Genomic DNA, 19,020 nt, shown 5'->3' on the forward strand with positions numbered 1-19,020 from the left:
CTCGGTCGCCTGAAGACACGTGTCAACAGAGAACATTCGCCGCAAGCTCGGCGCATTCCCTCTTTCGCGCGTCCTTCCGCAGACGCATCGCCGATGCCCGACCTCCTCATCAACTTCATCACCCTCCATCCCACCACCAACCCCACGCACCGTGCGATCACCCATGTCGGCCTGATGTTCAGCCACGTCGGCTCGCTGATGCGGCAACTGAATGCCACCACAGCGATCGAGCTGATCGAGTCCGATGCGCAGTGCCTCTACTTCATCGATCCGGTTTCCTGTCGCCGTCGCGAAGTGAAGGTCGATCGCTCCAGTGGCCGCAGGCCGCACCTGCGTGCCCGGGGCCAAGCAGGCTGGACCGACGACCTGTTGAACCTGCCCTTGCTCGTTTACCCGCCCCACTGCGACGGAGCCTTCCCGCCATCGCGGCTCACCCTGCGCGCGCCTTGCAACGAACGGAACATTGCGTAGCAGTTTCGGGGATCCCTCATCGTTAGCATCCATCGCAAACAAGGAAAGACCCGTGCGATGGCACTGATGGAAGAGATCACGCTTCGCAAGCTGGAGATGCTGCTGGCGTACATGGAGACCAACAACCTGCGGCGTGCCGCCGAGCAGCTGGAGGTCAGCACGGTCAGCGTGCACCGCGCGCTGCATTCGCTGGAAGACGCGCTCGACTGCCCGCTGTTCCGCCACGAGGGTCGCGAGCTGCTGCCCACCGAGGCCGCACGCGTGCTGGCCGAGTCCGCGCGCCACGCGCTGCAGATCCTCGACGACGGCGTGCAGGCTGCGCGCGCGAGCGGCGGCTGGTCGGCCCGCCGCATCCGCCTCGGCGCGCTCTATTCGCTGGGGGTCGAGACGGTGCCACGGCTCGTCACCGACATGAAGCTGCGCCGCCCCGACGTGCAGGCCGAACTGGTGATGGGCTCGAACGCCGAGCTGCTCGCGCAGCTGCGCGCCGGCACCGTGGATGCCGCGCTGATGGCGATCCCGCCGAACGAGCCGGACATCGAATCGCCCCCGCTGTTCGATGACCAGATGTATTTCGCGGCGCCGATCGGCTCGCGCTACGCCCGGCTGGGCGCGGTGGACCTGGGGGCCTGCGTCGGCGAGCGCTTCGTCACGCTGCGCAAGGGCTTCGCGACGCGCGACGGCTTCGACACCGCGTTCCGCGCCGCCGGCTTCACGCCGAAGCTCGCGATGCAGGTGGGCGACATCTTCACGCTGATCAACCTGGTCGGCGGCGGCCTCGGCTGCACGCTGCTGCCGGGCCGCGTGCGCGAGGCACTCGGCGGCAAGGTGGAGCTGATCCCGCTGCAGCCGCGCTACCAGGTGCGCCAGCAGATCGGGCTGAACTACCTGAAGTCGAGGCAGCGCGACCCGAACCTGGTCGCGCTGGCCTCGGCCTGCCGATCGGTGAAGCTGGCGGCTTGAGGAGAACGCCCGCTCAGTTGGCCATGCGCGACGAAGGCGCCTGCGCCGTCATCGACTTGTCCTGCAGGCGCGCCAGCTCGTTGCGGTATTCCGAGCCGCTGCGCCATTGCTTGTACTGCGCGAGGCGGCTGGCGATGTCCGGGCGGGTCGGGTCGAAGCTTTCACGGCCGGCGGCGGCTTCCAGGCCGGCGCGTTGCCACAGCGCCAGGTCGGCCTGCACTTCGGCGCGCGTCAGCGTCGACGGTGCGCTGTAGGCCTGGTTGATCGCCTTGTCGGCGTAGGTGTCGGTGTCGGCGTGCGCGGCTTGCGACAGCACGGTGAAGCCCAGGGCGGCGATGCTCAGTGCGAGGGTGGCTTTCATGATTCGGTACCTTTCACGAAGTGGTTGGGAGTGAAGGCATCGTAGAAAGCGGGCCCGCACAGGAGCCTGTCCGGCAGATGACGTTTTTGTCAGGTGGCCGTCAACGTGAAACCGAAGGTGTTGCGGCCGGCCTGCGAGCGCGCGAACACCGAGCCGCGGTGCATCAGCGCGATCGCCTTGACGATCGCGAGGCCCAGCCCGTGGTTGCCGCCCGGGTTGCGGCGCGCGCTGTCGACGCGGTAGAAGCGGTCGAACAGGTGCGTGAGGTGCTGCTCGTCGATCGGGTTGCCGGGGTTGCTGACCGCCACGCGGATCTGCTCGGGCGCGTCGAGCAGGCGCGCGATCTCGACCACGATCTCGTCGCCCGGCGTCGAATGCTCGATCGCGTTCTGCAGCAGGTTGCCGAGCGCGCGCCGCAGCAGCGCCGTCTCGACGCAGCCGCGCTCGTCGCCCTGCACGCGGATGCGCACGCCGCGCTCGTCGAGCAGCGCATCGAGGTACTCGGCCACCTTGTGCACCTCGTCGGCGATCGAGGTGTCGGCATGGCGCGATGCGGCCGCGCCCTGGTCGGCGCGCGCGAGGAACAGCATGTCGTTGACGATGCCCTTCAGCCGCTCCATCTCCTCGAGGTTGGAGCGCAGCACTTCTTCCAGCTCGCCGGCGCTGCGCTCGCGCGTCAGCATCACCTGGGTCTGGCCGATCAGGTTGGTCAGCGGCGTGCGCAGCTCGTGCGCCACGTCGGCGTTGAAGGCCTCCAGCTGCTGGTACGCCGCCTCCAGCCGCGCCAGCGCGCCGTTGAACGAGGCGGTCAGCTTGTCCAGCTCGGCGGGCATCGGCTGCAGCACGAGCCGCTGGTCCTGGTGGTTCGGATCGAGCGCCCGCGCCTGCCGGCTCAGCCGGTCGAGCGGACGCAGCCCGACGCGGGCGATGCCGTAGCCGAGAAAGGCCACCGCCAGCACGCCGACGGTGCCCAGCCCGATCAGCGCGAAACGGAAGTCCTCCAGCGTCTGCAGGAAGCGCAGCGGGTCTTTCACCAGCACCAGGGTCACCGCGGGCCGGTCGCCGTCGGCGGGCAGGTGGCGGGTCCAGGTCAGCAGCTTGCACGGGTGGCCGGGCTCGACCAGCTCGCCATAGCCGCCGGCCATCGCCAGCGCCTCGATGTCGGCGCGGCGCGGGCCGTAGCGGAAGCTCGGATCGTCGCTGACGACCCACAGCCGCACGTCGCTGCGCTCCATCTCGAGGGTGTTGAACTTGGGCGTGAGCCACAGCCGCCACTGCGATTCATCCTGCACGCGCAGCACGATGGATTCGGCCCAGCCGGCGCGCAGCCGCATCTCGCCGCGCACCTGCTCCATCATGCCGCCGTCGAGCATGCGGTAGAGCGCGCAGCCGCCGACCAGGAACACCGCCGCGGCGCAGGCCGCGAACATCAGCGTGAGCCGCACCGAGAGGCGGCGCGTCACGGCGTGCCCTCCGCCGCGCGCGCCTCGAGCACGTAGCCCATGCCGCGCATCGTGTGCAGCAGCTTGACCGGGTAGGGGCCGTCGAGCTTGGCGCGCAGCCGCTTCACCGCGACCTCGACGACGTTGGTGTTGCTGTCGAAGTGGATGTCCCACACCAGTTCGGAGATCTCGGTGCGCGACAGCACCTGGCCGGGCCGGCGCGCGAGCGTGGTCAGCAGCGAGAACTCCTTCGCGGTGAGGTCGATGCGGTCGCCGCCGCGCTGCACCTTGCGCCCGAGCAGGTCCAGCACCATGTCGCCGATCGTGATGGTGGTCGGCTCGGTCTGCCGGCTGCGGCGCGACAGCGCATGCAGCCGCGCACTGAGTTCAAGAAAGGAGAAGGGCTTGACGAGGTAGTCGTCGGCGCCGTCCTGCAGGCCGCGCACGCGGTCTTCGATGCCGTCGCGCGCGGTCAGCATGATGATCGCCACCTGCTTCACGCGGCGCACGTCGCGCAGGATCTCGAAGCCGTCGATGCCGGGCAGCATCGCGTCGAGCACGATCACGTCGTGCCGGCCTTCGAGCGCCGCGTGGCGGCCGTCGATGCCGTTGTGCTCGACGTCGACGACGTGGCCCTGCTCGGTCAGCCCGCGGCGCAGGTAGTCGGCCGTCTTCGGTTCGTCTTCGATGATCAGGACGCGCATTCCCGGGAGTTTAGTGACGCTCCCCCGGCCGGCGGCTGACGCGCAGATGACAAATCTGTCATCTGCGCGGGACTTCTTCTGTCTGACGAGCCGCTCAGGGCGCCGCGAACGTGACCTGCGTCGCGACGATGCGGGTGCCGTCGAGCGAGGGCACGCCGGCCACGGAGGCGCGCCGGCCGTTCGCCAGGTCGGCGGCCAGCCCGCCGCTGAACGTGGTGCTGTCGTCGAACACCACCGGCGTGTTGCGGATGCGGAAGCTGCGCGCCGCCGCGTCCAACTCCTGCACCGCGCCGACCAGCGCGAAGCTCGCGATCGCCGGCACGCTGTCGTCGTGCACGATCACCCGCGCCGCCACCAGCGTGCCGGCCTGCGTGCTGCCCAGCACGCCGACGCGCGCGCCCAGCACGACCTTGCTCTCGTCGCCGTCGAAGTGCGCGGCGGCGGCGTCGACCGCGATGCCGTTCACCTTGAAGCTGCGCGGGCTGAGGATCTCGGTCACCGTGCCCTCGACGCGCGCCACCGCATGGTCGCTCAGCATCAGGTCGGCGGTGCGCACCGAGGTGGCGGCGAGCTGGCCGTTCTCGGCGAGCAGGCGCACGCTGAGGAAATCGCCGATGTCCACCGGCGGCACCGCGCTGCCGGCCACGCCGCCGACGCCGATCACCTCGCTGCCCAGCGTCAGGCTGGGCGCCTGCGGGTCGCGCGCCGCGACCACGCCGCGGATCTTGTAGAACGCGGCATCGGGCAATTGCTCGACCCGCGTGGCGGCGTACTGGCGCGTCAGCGGGTCGTACTGCGAATACACCTGCACCGTCATGCCCGGCACCAGCGCAGCGAAGCCGCCGGTCAGGCTGCCGTCGAACAGCGTGCGCGCGCCGACAAGCACCGTCTGGCCGAGCACGGTGAAGCTGCCGCCGGCGGCATCCACCGTGCCCACCGGCCCGACCAGGTCGCTGACGACGCGGATCACCTGCGCCGTCGAGGTGGCCTGCGTGCTGCTGGTGTCCAGCGTGCCGCCCTCGACGATCACCGTCATGCCGAGCTTCAGCTGGTCTTTCGTCAGCAGCGCGCCCTGCTCGTCGCGGATCTCGGCGCTGTCGTCGTCGAAGCGCACGTCGTTGACGAAGATCGAGCCGAGCCCGCTGATCGGGCCGGACGCGATGATGCCGGTGCCGCCGCTGTCGACGCCACCGCCGCAACCGGCCAGCGGGGTGATCAGCAGCGCGGCGGCCAGGAGCCCCGCGGTCAGGCGGCGGCGGGTCGGTGGGCGGGTGTTCACGATGGGTCGGGCTCGTCTGGTGAAGAGGGTGCCGCCGCCGCGGGCGCATCGGCATGGAAGGTGTACAGGCCGACGCGCACGCGGCGCGGCGGCGGATCGCCGGCCTGGTGCGCGCGCTCGTCGGCTTCGATCATCTCGGTGAGCCGCGGCACCAGCGCGGCCATCAGCCCGCGCCATTGCTCGGTGACCAGCCCGCGCAGTTGCGCGACCGAATCGGCCGAGAGGCCGTCGGCGAACACCGCCTGCTCGAAATGCGGCGGCTTCTCGCCGCTGCTGCCGGCCGCCAGGTTGGCCACCGCGGCCGACAGGTGGTCGCCGACGTTGTGGCCGACGAAACCGAGCAGCCGCGACTGGTCGGCGCTCGGCACGAAGGAATCGCGCTCCAGCGTGACGGTGTCGGTCACCGGATCGAAGCTCGCGAGGCCGAGCCGGCACAGCTCTTCGAGCAAGCTGCGCGGGTGCACGTCACGCGTCACCGAGCGCGCCAGCTCCTCGAAGCTCGGTGCCTTGCCCTGGCGCGGCAGCGCCTTCGGGTGGCCGTGCTTGTCCTGCAGGCGCCGGCTGCCCATCCACTTGGTGAAGACCTGCGTGGCCGGCGAGCTGCGCGGCGACGCGTCGGCCGGCGGCGTGTGCGTGATGCGCGTCACCTCGCGGCGCGTCAGGCCGGTGGTGGTGCTGATGCGGCTGATGTCGCGGCTCGCCTGCGCGCCGGAGTGCGCCTCGCGTGCCGCCGCGACCAGCGCGCGCTTCAACGCCTCGGCCAGCAGCGGGAAGCCGTGGCCGCGATCGAGGCACAGCTGCGCGAGCGGCAGCAGCAGGCGCTCGAGCGCCTGCTGGAAGGCGGCTTCGGTGTCGTCGGGCGGGGTCATCGGAATAATGTGCAGTGTGCACATTTGATCACGGTTTTGCCATCCGTGGTTGCCCGGGGCTTGTCACCGTGTGTCGTGGAATCTACAGTGAATGTGCGATTGGCACATTTGACTTATCCACTGGAAACGCTTCGATGAACAAGTTCTTCACCCGCCGGATCCTGGTTGCCGCGACGGCGCTCGCGGCGCTGGCGGCGGCCGCCGTGCTGCCCGGCTGCGGCGGCGGCTCCGACGACGGCGGCGGCTCGCCCGGACGCGTGCGCCTGGTCAACGCGACGACCGATTACGCGGCGCTCGATTTCTACGCCGGCGACGCGCTGCAGACCAAGGACACCGCGTCGTTCGCGGTCGGGGCCTATTCGGAGATCGGCTCGGGCACGGTCGCGATGACGCTGAAGCGCAGCGGCTCCACCTCCAGCGCGGCCAGCGTGAGCCGCACCGTGGCCAGCGACGGCTACCACACGCTGGTGGCCTACAGCAGCGAGACCTCGCTGCGCGCGATGTACATGAACGACAGCGAAGCGGCGCCGTCGGCCGGCCAGGCGAAGCTGCGCGTGATGAACGGCGCGGTCGAGGCCGGCACGCTCGACACCTACGTGTTCCCGGCCGATGCGAGCCTCGCCGACCAGAACCCGGCGCTTGGCAACGTCCCGACCGACACGCTGAGCCTGTACAAGGAATTCGCGAAGGGCGCGTGGCGCGTCGTCGTGACCGGCGCCGGCAACAAGGCCGACGTGCGGCTGGACCTGCCGTCGGTGACGCTCGCCGACCAGCAGGTCGTGACGCTGGTGCTGACGGCCACGCCCGGCGGCGTGCTGGTGCACGGCCTGCTGCTGAACCAGCGCGCCGACGTGGTCGCGCAGAAGAACCCGTCGGCCCGCGTGCGCGTGGTGGCCGGCACGACGGCCAGCGGTGCGGTGTCGGTGAAGGCGAACGGCATCACGCTGTCGAGCGGCATCGCGTCGCCGGCGATCGTGCCGTATGCGATGGTGCCGGCCGGTGCGGTCACCGGTGAACTGCGCGTGAACGGCGGTGCCGCCATCGCGCTGCCGGCGTTCACCGCGCTGCCCGGTGCCGACGTGACGCTGATGGTGCTGGGCACGCCGGCCGCGCCGACCGCGTTCGTGCTGCAGGACAACAACAAGCCGGCCGCCGCCACCAGCGCGAAGCTGCGGCTGGTGCACGGCGTCAACGGCCTGGCCGGCAACGTGACGCTGACGGCCGACTACGGCCTCGTCGCCAGCGACATCCCGTTCGGCCAGGCCTCGGTCAGCGCGAGTCTGGTGGTCGGCAACCCGATCCGGCTGGAGGTCACCTCGCCGGCCGCGGCGTCCCGGCTGTACCTGAACGACGAAGCCAACCTGCAGGCCACCCGGGTCTACACGGTGTTCATGCTCGGCGACGCCGCGGCGCCGCTCGGGACGCTGGTGCGCGATCGCTGAACGGCGGCGGCAACCGGTCGCCGATTCGCCTGTCGCCATCCGGTGACAGGCGAATAGTTGTTTCATATCAACGACTTGGCGAAACCCAGCGGAAGGGCTGTCGCTGCCTGGCGACAAAAAGACCGGTCCGGACAGCTGTTTGAGCGTCAGATACGGGCAAACCCTTTGTTACTCGCTGCAAGTCGTTGATCCGAAACGATTTTTTCTGCTGGCACAAGCGTTGCGCTGTCAAGGCATCGCGGCCGTTTTCACGGCCTTGTTTTGCCAGACAGGAACCACGTTTTGCTCGCTTCCCCCGGTCACACCGCGCTCACCGCTTCCACCGTTCGCCGATCCGCGACATGGGTTCGCGCGCTGGTTTCCCTTTGCCTCGCGGGCCTCGCCGGCCAGGCGATGGCCTTCGGCTTCGACGATGTGGCCGAGCGCGCCCGCCAAGCCGCGACCCGTGCCTACGCGCCGGTCACGGTCAAGCTGCCCGATGAGCTGAAGAACCTCGACTACGACCAGTACCGCGACATCCGCTTCAACCCGCAGAAGGCGCTGTGGCGCCGCGAGAACCTGCCGTTCGAGCTGGCCTTCTTCCACCTCGGCAAGTTCCAGACGCAGCCGGTGTCGATCAACGAGATCGCCCCCGATGGCCGGGTCAACCACGTCGCGTTCGACCGCGCCGACTTCGACTACGGCAAGAACAAGCTGACGCAGAAGGGCTGGGGCGACCTCGGCTTCGCCGGCTTCCGCGTGCACTACGCGCTGAACAATCCGGCCTACAAGGACGAGCTGGTGGTCTTCCTCGGCGCGAGCTACCTGCGCGCGTTGGGCAAGGGTCAGCACTACGGCATGTCGGCGCGCGGGCTGGGCATCGACACCGTCGGCGGCAGCGGCGAGGAGTTCCCGCGCTTCAGCGAGTTCTGGATCGAGCGCCCGGCGCCGCAGGCGACCACGCTGGTGATCCACGCGCTGCTCGATTCGCCGCGCGCGACCGGCGCGTACCGCATCACGCTGCGTCCCGGCGAGGAGACGGCGATCGACGTGCAGGCCCGCCTGTTCTTGCGCGCCGGCGTCGCGACGCTCGGCCTGACGCCGCTGACCAGCATGTTCGCGCACGGCGAGAACCAGCCGAAGGCCGGTGACTTCCGCCCCGAGGTGCACGACTCGGACGGCCTGATGGTCGCCACCGGCGATGGCAAGGGCGGCGGCGAATGGCTGTGGCGCCCGCTGGTCAATCCGAAGAGCACCCTGGTGACCTCGTTCTCGATGGCCGAGCTGAAGGGCTTCGGGCTGATGCAGCGCGACCACGCCTACAACAGCTACGAAGACACCGAGGCGCAGTACGAGCACCGCCCGAGCGTCTGGGTCACGCCGCAGGGCTCGTGGGGCCCGGGCCGCGTCGAGCTGCTGCAGTTGCACACGCCGGACGAGACCGACGACAACGTCGTCGCGTACTGGGTGCCTGCCAGCGTGCCGGCGCCCGGCCAGCCGATCGACTTCGCCTACCGCATGCAGTGGCAGGGCGAGCGCCAGCAGCGCCCGCCTGCCGGCTGGACGGTGCAGACCCGCCGCGGCCATGGCTTCGTCGACCGCAAGAAAGCACTGGATCCGCGCGAGGTGCAGTACGTCGTCGATTTCGACGGCCCCGCGCTGCGTGCCCTGCCGGCCAATGCCCAGGTGAAGGCCGTCGTCACGGCCGGCACCAACGCCCAGATCGTTGAACGCAACGCCTATCGCAACCCTGCGACCGGCACCTGGCGCATGACCGTGCGCGTCAACCGCCTCGAACTCGCGCAACCCGCCGAGCTGCGAGCCTTTCTCCAAACCGGCGACAACGCCTTGACCGAAACATGGACCACGATCATTCAACCCGAGTGAGCGCCGACCGATCCGCACCGGGCGCCAGCATGCCGCGCATGAACCGCGGCTCGATGGTGGCTCAGCCGTGGCGTGGTTTCACACGCAGCCTCGGCGAGCTGCTGGTCGGCACGCTGGCCGGCCTGGGCCGCCTGGTGCAGCCCGGCGCGCGCGCCGCAGTGGCCGCGCCGGCCGCACCGGCTCAGGCCCCCGAGGCCTGGGAGCGTGCCGCGAAGGCGCGCCGCCGCGTGCTGCTGGGCCTGGTCGCGTTGTCGGCCGCCGGTGCCACCGCGCTGCTGGCCACCGTGCTGCCGCAGCACGAGAGCGCCTGGCTGCGCAACCTGCAGATCGGCCTGTACGCGCTGCTGTTCGCATGGGTGTCGGCCGGTTTCTTCACCGCGATGATGGGCTTCTGGGTGCTGTGGCGTGGCGACCGGCATGCGATGTCGGCATCGTCGGTCGGCAACGAGCCGATCCACAAGGCCGCGCGCACCGCGATCATCATGCCGATCTGCAACGAGCAGGTCTCCACCGTGTTCGCCGGCCTGCGCGCGACGGTCGAGTCGCTGGCCGCCACCGGCGCGTCGAGCCTGTTCGACGTCTACGTGCTGTCGGACACCAACGACCCCGAGATCCGCGCCGCCGAGCTGGCCGCCTGGGCCGAGCTGCGCGCCGAGGGCGGGCTGGCCGATCGCATCTACTACCGCTGGCGCACCATCCGCACCAAGCGCAAGGCCGGCAACGTGGCCGACTTCTGCCGCCGCTTCGGCAAGGACTACCGCTACATGGTGGTGCTCGACGCCGACAGCGTGATGAGCGGCGACTGCCTGGTGAAGCTGGTGCGGCTGATGGAAGCCAACCCCGACGCCGGCATCCTGCAGACCGCGCCGCAGGCCTGTGGCCTCGACACCGTGCATGCGCGCTCGCAGCAGTTCGCGGGCCGCGTGGCCGGCCGGCTGTTCACCGCCGGCATGCAGTACTGGCAGCTGGGCGAATCGCACTACTGGGGCCACAACGCGATCATCCGCGTCGAGCCCTTCATGAAGCATTGCGGGCTGGCACCGCTGAAGGGCCGTGGCGGCCTGAGCGGCGAGATCCTGTCGCACGACTTCGTCGAAGCCGCGCTGATGCGCCGTGCCGGCTACCACGTGTGGCTGGTGCACGACCTGCACGGCAGCTACGAACAGCAACCGCCCAACCTGCTCGAGGAGCTGCAGCGCGATCGCCGCTGGTGCCAGGGCAACCTGCAGAACGCCCGCCTGATCGCCGAGCCCGGCCTGCACGGCGTGCACCGCGCGATGCTGCTGACCGGCGCGCTGGCCTACCTGTCGGCCCCGCTGTGGCTGGCATTCGTGCTGCTCGGCGCGGGGCTGTGGATGTTCGGCGGCCACCCGGTGTTCGGGGCGACGCGCGAGCTGCCGGTCGAGATGGCGCTGCTGTGGCTCGCCACCGCGGTGATGCTGGCGATGCCGCGCGTGATGGGCGTGGCCGCGATCGTGATGACGAAGCAGCAGCACCGCTATGGCGGCACCGTCGCGCTGATCAAGGGCGCCGTGCTGGAAGGCGGGCTGTCGGTGCTGCAGGCGCCGGTGCGGATGATGGCGCACACGCTGTTCGTCGTCGTCGCGCTGACCGGGCTGAAGCTGGACTGGAAGTCGCCTCCGCGGGAGGCGAGCGACATCGGCTGGGCGGATGCGGCGCGCCGCTTCATGTTCATCAGCGGTGGCGTGGCGCTGCTGTCGGCGCTGGTGTTGTGGGTGCAGCCGCAGGCCACGCTGTGGCTGGCGCCGATGGGCCTGCCGCTGCTGCTGGCGGTGCCGCTGGTGGTGTTGACGAGCCGCTCGGGCCTCGGCCAGCGCCTGCTGGCCAACAAGCTGCTGCTGACGCCGGAAGAGCATTCGGCGCCGACGGTGCTGCGCCGTGCCTGGGCGCATGCGCGCCGCGCGGCGCCGGTGCGCCAGTTCCGCGATGCGCTGAACGACCCGTGGCTGTTCGACGTGGTGCGCGGCGCGATGGGCCCGCGCAACACCAGTTGGGGCAGCCGCGGCAAGGCGCGCCGCCTGCTGGTGAAGGGCTTGCTGGCCCAGCACGACACCGAGCGGCTGAGCAAGGCCGACCGGATGCGCTTGCTGAGCGAGCCGCAGACGATCGTGCGCTTGCGCGATCAGCTGGCGGCCAACGCCAGCCTGGTGCGCAACGAACGTCGCGCGTGATTCACGGCCTGGCGGCACGGGGCGTGCCGTCCAGGTGCCGGCCCCAGGCCCGGCGCAGCTGCAGGTCTGACGCGAACCCCGCGTGCTCCGCGGCCCGCGTGACGCTGGCGCCGCCCGACAAGGCCTGGCGCGCCCGCTCCAGGCGGATCTTCTCCACATAGGTCATCGGCGACACCGCCGCGTGCTCGGCGAACAGCCGCAGCAGGTGACGTGTCGTCACGTGCGCCGCATCGGCCAGCGACGCCAGCGTCCAGTCGTTGCCGGGCCGCTCGCACACCGCGTCCTGCGCGCGGTGCAGCGCGGGGTGGATGTGGTGCCGGTGCGCCAGCAGCGGTGACAGCTCGGGGTCGTTCGGCGTGCGGCGCAAATAGACGACCAGGTCCTTCGCGACCCGCGCCGCCAGCGCATCGCCGCAGGCCAGCGCGATCAGGTGCAGCGCGAGGTCGATGCCGGCCGTCACGCCGGCACTGGTGGCGAGCGCGCCGTCGAGCACGAACACCCGGTTGTCGACCACCTGCGCCGCCGGCGCGAGGCGGCGCAGCATCTCGATGAACGCATGGTGCGTCGTGCAGCGCCGCCCGCCGAGCAGCCCGGCGCGCGCGAGCAGCAGCGCGCCGGTGCAGACGCCGATGAGGCGGTGATCCTCGCCCGACGCCAGCAGCGGGCCGACATCGCGGCGCAGCCAGTCGATGGTGTCCAGCGTCGCCGCATCGGGCCGGCCGAGCGCGGCAGAGGGCTGGCCGACCACCATCAGCCAGGTCGGCGCGGCGAAGCGCGTCGGCAGCGCCTCGAGTCCCGCCACCTGCAACCCCACCGAGCTCGGGGCCTGCGCCTGCGGCCCGACGAAGCGCAGCCGAAAGCGTTCTGGCCGGCCCTGGTCCGCGAGGTGCGTGTCGGCCAGCCGGAACGCCTCGGCCGGCCCGGCGACATCGAGCAGCAGCGTGCGCGGCGGCACGACGATCGCGACGTCGACGCGGTTCATCGCTGCTCGGGTGGCACGCCGCGCAGGCGCTCGCGCAACGCGGCCTGCGTGGCCGGGTCGACCGGCCGGTGTTTCACCGCCGTCTCGGCAGGGTAGCGGGCCAGGTGGTTGCCGCCTTTCCAGTCGGTCACCGGCCGCACCGGGCGCGGCACGAAGCCGCCGCCGCAATTCGGGCAGACGTTGCCGAGCACGCCGTCGACGCAATTCGCGCAGAAGGTGCATTCGAAGCTGCAGATGCGCGCATCGAGCGATTCCGGCGGCAGCGCGGTGTTGCAGTGTTCGCAGGTGGGGCGGAGTTGGAGCATGGCGGGCTTTCGAGGATGCAGGCCAGCACGATAGCTGCCAAGGCACCGGCTGTCGCGGCGTCGGCCGACCGGGACCGATCAATTCCGGACAGGCGGGTCCGTGACCGGCAGCCGCTGCAGCTGCATCGCCGCCAAGGTCGCATACAGCGGTGCGCTGATCCAGCGCGACACCAGGCTGGCCCCCAGCGCCGCCGCCATCAGGCTCAACACCATCGCATGCCCGTCGACCATTTCCATCACGATGATGAAGGCCGTGATGGGCGCCTGCGTCACCGCTGCGAGGAACGCCGCCATGCCCATCGCGATCAGTGCTGCGGAGGCAGCGTGATCGCCGGTGAGCATCGCCACGTCGCTGCCGATGCCCGCGCCGATCGTCAGCGACGGCGCGAAGATGCCGCCCGGCACACCGCAGGCGGCCGAGATCCAGGTGCTGATGAAGCGCAGCACCACCACGAGGCCCGGCGCGTGCGCCTCGCCCGCCAGCAAGCCCTGTGTGAAACCGTAGCCGCTGCCGAAGGTCGCGCCGGCGGTCACCCAGCCGATCAGCGCCAGCACCAGTCCGCAGGCCGCCGCGAAGCGCACCGGGTGGACACGCTGCCAGCGTCCGATGCGGTCTTCACGTGGCGACAGCGAGGTGATCAGCAGGCGCGAGAACAGCCCGCCGGCCAGTCCGCACAGCAGCACCACCAGCAGCCCGGGCCACAGCAGGCCGAGCCCCATGGCCGGCACGTGGATCACGCCGAAGTAGGTCGAGTTGCCGAACACCGACACCGCCATCAGGCCGGCCAGCACGATGGCGGCGATGATCAGCCCGCTGCTGCGTTGTTCGATGCGGCGCGAGAGTTCCTCGATCGCGAACACGATGCCGGCCAGTGGCGTGTTGAATGCCGCCGCGATGCCGGCGGCGCCCCCCGCCACCAGCAGCGCGTGCGAGGTGATGCCCGAGCCTTCGGGCAGCCAGCGCTTCGCGCTCTGCATGATGCCGGCGGCCACCTGCACCGAGGGTCCCTCGCGGCCGATCGACAGGCCGCCCAGCAACCCGGCCGCGGTCAGCAGGACCTTGGCAAGGCTCAGCTTCAGCGAGACGAACAGCCCGAGCTGCGGCGGCGGCGTCTGCATGGACAGCCCGGCCATCACTTGCGGGATCCCCGAGCCCGCGGCGCCCGGTACGTGGCGCCGCGTCACCCACACGATGGCCGCGGCACAGGCCGGCATCCAGACGAACGGCAGCCAGGCCTGCCAGGCCGTGATCGCCGTGAAGCCGCGCAATGCCAGGTCCGACAAGGCCGTGAAGCCCACGACCGCCAGCCCGGCCGCCGCCGCGTACGCCAGCACGACGGCACGCGCCAGCCAACTGCGCCAATCCGACAGCTCCTGGCGGACCGCGTCGACGAAATCCGGATGCGGCTGCAGTGGCTCCATCAGTGGGCGTCGGCCGCTCAGCCTGCCAACCCCCGCACTGCCGCCCCCGCTGCGTCGCGTGCCTGCTCCCACACCTGCTGCTTCCACTGCGGCGTGTCGATGTAGAACGCATCGCGGGTCTGGCGCTTGATCTGCGCCTGCTGCTCGGCCGGCGCCTCCGGGTGGTTCTCGACCCACTGGTCGGCCCGCAGCGCCTCGATCATCTGCATGATCGGCAGCGTGCCGTATTCGAGCGCGATGCCGGTGTACTCGGCCTGCGGGCATTCTTCGTACGCCGCGCTCCACATCAGCCCCGTCAGCAGCGCCGAGCTGGAGCTGCCGTCGTAGATCGAGGTCACGCCGTCGCCCCACCAGGCGCGGGCGCGGGCCAGCGCGGCCGCATCGTCGCGGCACGCGAAGATGCGCTCGCCGACGCCCATCGGCCCGAGCCCGGTGTGCAGGTCGATCCAGCCGAGCTTCGCTGCCCGTTGTCCGTGCTGCTGCAGCACGTGGCGCAGCGTCACCTGGCTCCAGGTGGGATTGCGCCCGCCGTAGAACAGGCCCTCGGGATGGTCGTACTGCCCGCCGGACACGGCGGCCTGCAGCGCTTCCATGCCGCGCTGCTGCACGAACTGGCCGATGCGCATCATCACCTCGGGCGACGGCGGCCAGGTCGGCGGCACCAGCAGCCCGGCCAGTTCGTCGTAGCCGGGGTTGGCCGGCAGCGGCTGGCTGAAATCGTGGAAATTCCGGTTCAGGTCGACGTTCTCGTGCGTGGTGCGGCGCCACCACGAGAAGCCATGCGGGTTCAGCGCGTGGATGCAGAGCACCGCCACGCCGGCCGCATGGGCCGACGCACGCCACGCCGCATCGCCCAGCAGCCCGACCTGGATGCCGGAGCCGCAGAAGCCCTCGACGCCATGGCAGGCGCTGCTGATGATCAGCAGCCGGCCCGCATCGGCCGGGCCGTCGCGCACGATGTCCATCGCGAGCGTCTCGCCGTCGCGGCCGAGCAGCGGGTGCACATGGGTCTCGACGTCGAGCTCGGCCGCCTCGGCCGCGGCCAGGAACTTGCCGCGCGCTTCGGCGTAGGTCTGTGCGAAGAGCGCTTCGGTGTTCATCATGCCGACCTCAGCGCCGCGGCTGCGAAAGCCACTGCTCGGCCAAGCGCACCCACAGCGTCGCACCGAGCGGGATCAGGTCGTCGTTGAAGTCGTAGCTCGGGTTGTGCAGCATGCACGGGCCCATGCCGTGGCCGCCGATGCGGTGGCTGCCGTCGCCGTTGCCGATCAGGAAGTAGCAGCCCGGCTTCTCGAGCAGGAAGTAGCTGAAGTCTTCGGCGCCCATCGTCGGCTCGAACTCCTGCACGTTCTCGGCCCCGACCACGTCGGCCATCACGCCGCGCACGAACTCGGTTTCCACCGGGTGGTTGATGGTGGGCGGGTAGTTGCGGGTGAATTCGAACTCGCAGCCGGCATCGAAGGCGGCGCACAGGTTCTCGGCCACCTCCTTCATGCGCTTCTCGATCAGGTCGAGCACCTCGAGCGTGAAGGTGCGCACGGTGCCCTGGATCTCGACGCTGTCGGGCACCACGTTGGTGGCTTCGCCGGCATGGATCATCGTCACCGAGATCACGCCGGCGTCGATCGGCCGCTTGTTGCGCGTGATGATGGTCTGGAAGCCCTGCACCAGCTGGCAGGCGATCGGCACCGGGTCGATGCCGTTGTGCGGCATCGCGGCGTGCGAGCCCTTGCCGCGGATCACGATGCGGAACTCGTTGCTCGATGCGAAGCACGGGCCGTTCTTCAGCGCGAACTGGCCGACCTTCATGCCGGGCCAGTTGTGGGCGCCGAATACCGCTTCCATCGGGAATTTGTCGAAGATGCCGTCCTTGATCATCTCGCGGGCGCCGCCGCCGCCTTCTTCGGCCGGTTGGAAGATCAGGTAGACGGTGCCGTCGAAGTTCCGGTTCTTCGACAGGTGCTTCGCGGCCGCCAGCAGCATCGCGGTGTGGCCGTCGTGGCCGCAGGCGTGCATCTTGCCGGCGTGGGTGCTGGCATGCGCGAAGGTGTTCTTCTCGGTCATCGGCAGCGCGTCGATGTCGGCGCGCAGGCCGACGGCGCGCTCGCTCGTGCCCGCGGTGCCTTTCACGATGCCGATGACGCCGGTGGTGCCGAGGCCGCGGTGGATCGGGATGCCCCAGTCGGTGAGCGCCTTCGCGATGACGTCGGCGGTGCGCTTCTCCTCGAAGCAGAGTTCGGGGTGGGCATGGATGTCACGTCGGATCGCCGTGACGGCCGCGGCATCGGCCAGGATGGATTCGATCAACTGCATGGAAACGCTCCAGCTCGTGCGAAGCGATCCAGTTTACTCGTGGCCCTTGTCCGACGGGGCCACCCCGAAACTCAATGCCGGACCTTCAATGCCGGACCTTGCCTTCGGCCGTCAGGATCGTCATGTCGACGTACTTCGAGCCGGCATGTGACCGGTCGGTGAAGTCGACGAAGAAGCCGCCGAGGTTCAGCTCCGGCATGTTCTCCAGTGCCGTCACCAGCGTCTCCGGCGTCACGTTGTTGCCGGCCTGGCGCAGGCCTTCGATGATGGTGCGCGCCGCGACGAAGCCTTCGATGCCGCCGTAGTTGGGCTCGAACTTCGCGCCCAGCGCCTTGCCGGCCGACAGGTAGTCGGCCGAGATCGGCACCGTCGCGCTGAACGGCAGCGGCATCACCTGGCTGATCGCGACGCCGCGGGCGTCCTGGCCCAGTTCGGCGGCCAGCGCCTGCGTGCCGACGAACGACACGTTGTAGAAGCTGCCGCTGAAGCCCTGCTTGCGGGCCGCGCGGATGAACGCGGCGCACGACTTGTAGGCGCTGATCAGCACGATCGCGTCGGGCTTGTCGGCCAGGATCGTGCCCACGGCGGCGTCCACGTTCACCGTGTTGCGCTCGACCGTGCCGAGGCCCACCGCGGCGAGGTTGTGCGCCTTCAGCGCCGCGGTCATGCCGTCGAGGCCGGCCTTGCCGTAGCTGTCGTTCTGGTAGAAGACGCCGATGCGCTTCATGCCGATCGAGGTGATCTGCTTGACGATCTCGGCGGTCTCGTCGTTGTACGACGCGCGCACATGGAAAGCCATGCGGTTGAACGGCGAGCGCAGCGCCTCGGCACCGCTGTACGGTGCGAAGAACGGCGTGCGCGCCGCGGTCGCGAGCGGCAGCGCGGCCACCGAGGTCGGCGTGCCGATGTAGCCGAACAGCGCGAACACGTCGTCCTTCAGCAGCTTCTGGGTGTTCTCGGCGCAGCGGTCGGGCTCGTAGCCGTCATCGACGCTGCGCAGCTCGATCGTGCGGCCGTTGATGCCGCCGCGCGCATTGACGCGTTCGAAGGCGAGCAGTGCGCCTTCCTTGTAGCGCTCGCCCAGCGCACTGGCCGGACCGGAGAACGCGGCCGACTGGCCGAGCACGATCTTGGACGAGGCGGCGGTCGCCAGCTTCGGAAAGGCCAGGGCCACCGGGGCCAATGCGCCCAGGCGCAGCAAATGACGACGATTCACAAGAACTCCAAACGATTGAACAGGGATCAGCGACGGACTTTGCCGTCTTCGGTCAGCATCGAGACGTCGACGAAGCTCGACGCGACGTGGTCCTTCGCTCCGAAGTGCACGTTGAAGCCGCCGAAGTTCGCGTTCTGGATCGACTCCAGCCCGGCGATCAGCGCGTCGCGCGACGGCGCGCGGCCGGCGCGCTTCAGGCCCTCGGCGAACACCTTCGCCGCCAGGTAGCCTTCCATGCTCGAGTAGTTCGGCGTCGCGTCGCCGCCGGCCTTGGCCACTGCTTCGAGGTACTCGCGCGAGATCGGCGTGGTCGTCGAGAACGGGAACGGCATCACCTGGCTGATCATGATGCCGCGGCCTTCCTTGCCGAGCTCGTCGGCCAGCGCCTGCGTGCCGACGAACGACACGTTGTAGAAGGTGCCGCCGTAGCCGGCCTTGCGGGCTTCACGGATGAACGCCGCGCACGACTTGTACGCGCTGATCAGCACCACCGCGTCGGGCAGCTTCGCGACGATGTCCTTCACCGCCTGGCTCACCGCGACGGTGTTGCGCTCGACGGTGCCCAGCGCGACCGGCGCGAGGTTCAGCGGCTTCAGCGCGCGTGTCACGCCTTCCAGGCCGGCCTTGCCGTACGCGTCGTTCTGGTAGAACACCGCGATCTTGTTCAGGCTCAGCTGGGTCAGGTTCTTCACGATCAGCGCGGTCTCGTCGTAGTACGACGCCCGCACGTGGAAGATCGACTTGCTGAACGGCTCGCGCAGCGCCTCGGCACCGGTGAACGGCCCGAAGAACGGCATCTTGCTCTCGTTGACCAGCGGCAGCGCGGCCAGCGAGGTCGGCGTGCCGACATAGCCGAACAGCGCGAACACGTCTTCCTTGATGAAGCGGTCGGTGTTGGCTTTGCAACGGTCCGGCTCATAGCCGTCGTCCAGTGTCTTCAATTCGACGGTGTGGCCGTTGGCGCCACCGGCGGCATTGAAGGCATCGAAGAACACGCGCGCGCCGCGGTTCATCTGGATGCCCAACTGCGCGGCCGGGCCGGTGAAGGCGGCGGACTGGCCCAGCACGAGCCGACGGTCACTTTGTGCCAGCGCAGGCAACGCCAACATGGCGCTGCCGGCGGCAACACCTTTGAGAAGTACACGACGTTTCATGGGGCAAGTTCCGTTGACAAATTTGTTGCAGCTTGTTAC

The 19,020-nt window shown here is 69.8% G+C and carries 17 protein-coding genes; 5 read left to right on the forward strand and 12 right to left on the reverse strand.

The genetic code is table 11. The features are described 5' to 3' along the window. Nucleotides 1–93: 93 nt before the first annotated feature. Nucleotides 94–471, forward strand: a complete 378-nt coding sequence (locus BUE42_RS01165) for a hypothetical protein (protein ID WP_073462261.1) — start codon at nt 94–96, stop codon at nt 469–471. Between the two features lie 57 nt (nt 472–528). Continuing rightward, nucleotides 529–1,434: a LysR family transcriptional regulator gene (locus BUE42_RS01170; protein WP_073462262.1), complete on the forward strand. Its 906-nt coding sequence runs from the start codon at nt 529–531 to the stop codon at nt 1,432–1,434. Between the two features lie 13 nt (nt 1,435–1,447). Here the strand turns inward: BUE42_RS01170 and BUE42_RS01175 are convergent, their stop codons facing one another. From BUE42_RS01175 to BUE42_RS01195, 5 genes are all read right to left on the reverse strand, one after another. Beyond that, nucleotides 1,448–1,795 (reverse strand): DUF4148 domain-containing protein, encoded by a 348-nt coding sequence (locus BUE42_RS01175; protein WP_073462263.1) that lies wholly within the window; start codon nt 1,793–1,795, stop codon nt 1,448–1,450. Between the two features lie 89 nt (nt 1,796–1,884). Then, the gene (locus BUE42_RS01180; RefSeq protein ID WP_073462264.1) at nt 1,885–3,258 is read right to left on the reverse strand and encodes a heavy metal sensor histidine kinase; all 1,374 of its coding nucleotides are present in this window, start codon (nt 3,256–3,258) and stop codon (nt 1,885–1,887) included. Then, on the reverse strand, nt 3,255–3,941 hold the full coding sequence (locus BUE42_RS01185) for a heavy metal response regulator transcription factor (RefSeq protein WP_073462265.1): 687 nt from the start codon (nt 3,939–3,941) through the stop codon (nt 3,255–3,257). Before BUE42_RS01185 ends, BUE42_RS01180 begins: the two co-directional genes overlap by 4 nt. Nucleotides 3,942–4,035: 94 nt before the next feature. After that, complete coding sequence (locus tag BUE42_RS01190; protein ID WP_073462266.1) at nt 4,036–5,220, reverse strand: DUF5666 domain-containing protein; 1,185 nt, start codon at nt 5,218–5,220, stop codon at nt 4,036–4,038. After that, nucleotides 5,217–6,089 (reverse strand): DUF6502 family protein, encoded by an 873-nt coding sequence (locus BUE42_RS01195; RefSeq protein ID WP_073462267.1) that lies wholly within the window; start codon nt 6,087–6,089, stop codon nt 5,217–5,219. The genes BUE42_RS01190 and BUE42_RS01195 overlap by 4 nt, the downstream gene beginning before the upstream one ends. 134 nt (nt 6,090–6,223) lie before the next feature. Here BUE42_RS01195 and BUE42_RS01200 point away from each other — a divergent pair, with 134 nt between their 5' ends. The 3 genes from BUE42_RS01200 (at nt 6,224) to mdoH (ending at nt 11,589) form a co-directional block, all read left to right on the forward strand. Next, complete coding sequence (locus BUE42_RS01200) at nt 6,224–7,531, forward strand: DUF4397 domain-containing protein (RefSeq protein WP_073462268.1); 1,308 nt, start codon at nt 6,224–6,226, stop codon at nt 7,529–7,531. A 393-nt stretch (nt 7,532–7,924) separates the two neighbouring features. Then, nucleotides 7,925–9,397: a glucan biosynthesis protein G gene (locus BUE42_RS01205; protein WP_073462269.1), complete on the forward strand. Its 1,473-nt coding sequence runs from the start codon at nt 7,925–7,927 to the stop codon at nt 9,395–9,397. After that, nucleotides 9,370–11,589, forward strand: a complete 2,220-nt coding sequence (gene mdoH / locus BUE42_RS01210; protein ID WP_083613789.1) for a glucans biosynthesis glucosyltransferase MdoH — start codon at nt 9,370–9,372, stop codon at nt 11,587–11,589. Before BUE42_RS01205 ends, mdoH begins: the two co-directional genes overlap by 28 nt. 1 nt (nt 11,590) lies before the next feature. On the opposite strand, the gene BUE42_RS01215 is transcribed toward mdoH, so the two are convergent. From BUE42_RS01215 to BUE42_RS01245, 7 genes are all read right to left on the reverse strand, one after another. Beyond that, nucleotides 11,591–12,571: a GlxA family transcriptional regulator gene (locus tag BUE42_RS01215; RefSeq protein ID WP_073462271.1), complete on the reverse strand. Its 981-nt coding sequence runs from the start codon at nt 12,569–12,571 to the stop codon at nt 11,591–11,593. Further along, a complete protein-coding gene (locus BUE42_RS01220; protein ID WP_073462272.1) occupies nt 12,568–12,876 on the reverse strand; it encodes a DUF1272 domain-containing protein in 309 nt (102 codons plus the stop codon). The genes BUE42_RS01215 and BUE42_RS01220 overlap by 4 nt, the downstream gene beginning before the upstream one ends. A gap of 78 nt (nt 12,877–12,954) precedes the next feature. Further along, nucleotides 12,955–14,289, reverse strand: a complete 1,335-nt coding sequence (locus tag BUE42_RS01225) for a chloride channel protein (RefSeq protein ID WP_235002029.1) — start codon at nt 14,287–14,289, stop codon at nt 12,955–12,957. A gap of 26 nt (nt 14,290–14,315) precedes the next feature. Further along, nucleotides 14,316–15,401, reverse strand: a complete 1,086-nt coding sequence (locus BUE42_RS01230; protein ID WP_073462274.1) for a M14 family metallopeptidase — start codon at nt 15,399–15,401, stop codon at nt 14,316–14,318. 7 nt (nt 15,402–15,408) lie between these two features. Next, nucleotides 15,409–16,611, reverse strand: coding sequence for a M20 aminoacylase family protein (locus BUE42_RS01235; protein ID WP_073462275.1), 1,203 nt, complete (start codon nt 16,609–16,611; stop codon nt 15,409–15,411). An 85-nt stretch (nt 16,612–16,696) separates the two neighbouring features. Beyond that, the gene (locus BUE42_RS01240; RefSeq protein WP_083613790.1) at nt 16,697–17,827 is read right to left on the reverse strand and encodes an ABC transporter substrate-binding protein; all 1,131 of its coding nucleotides are present in this window, start codon (nt 17,825–17,827) and stop codon (nt 16,697–16,699) included. Nucleotides 17,828–17,853: 26 nt separating this feature from the next. Beyond that, nucleotides 17,854–18,981, reverse strand: a complete 1,128-nt coding sequence (locus BUE42_RS01245) for an ABC transporter substrate-binding protein (protein ID WP_073462277.1) — start codon at nt 18,979–18,981, stop codon at nt 17,854–17,856. Nucleotides 18,982–19,020: the final 39 nt, after the last annotated feature.

The sequence above is a fragment of the Rhizobacter sp. OV335 genome, assembly GCF_900142965.1.
Taxonomy (GTDB): domain Bacteria; phylum Pseudomonadota; class Gammaproteobacteria; order Burkholderiales; family Burkholderiaceae_C; genus Rhizobacter.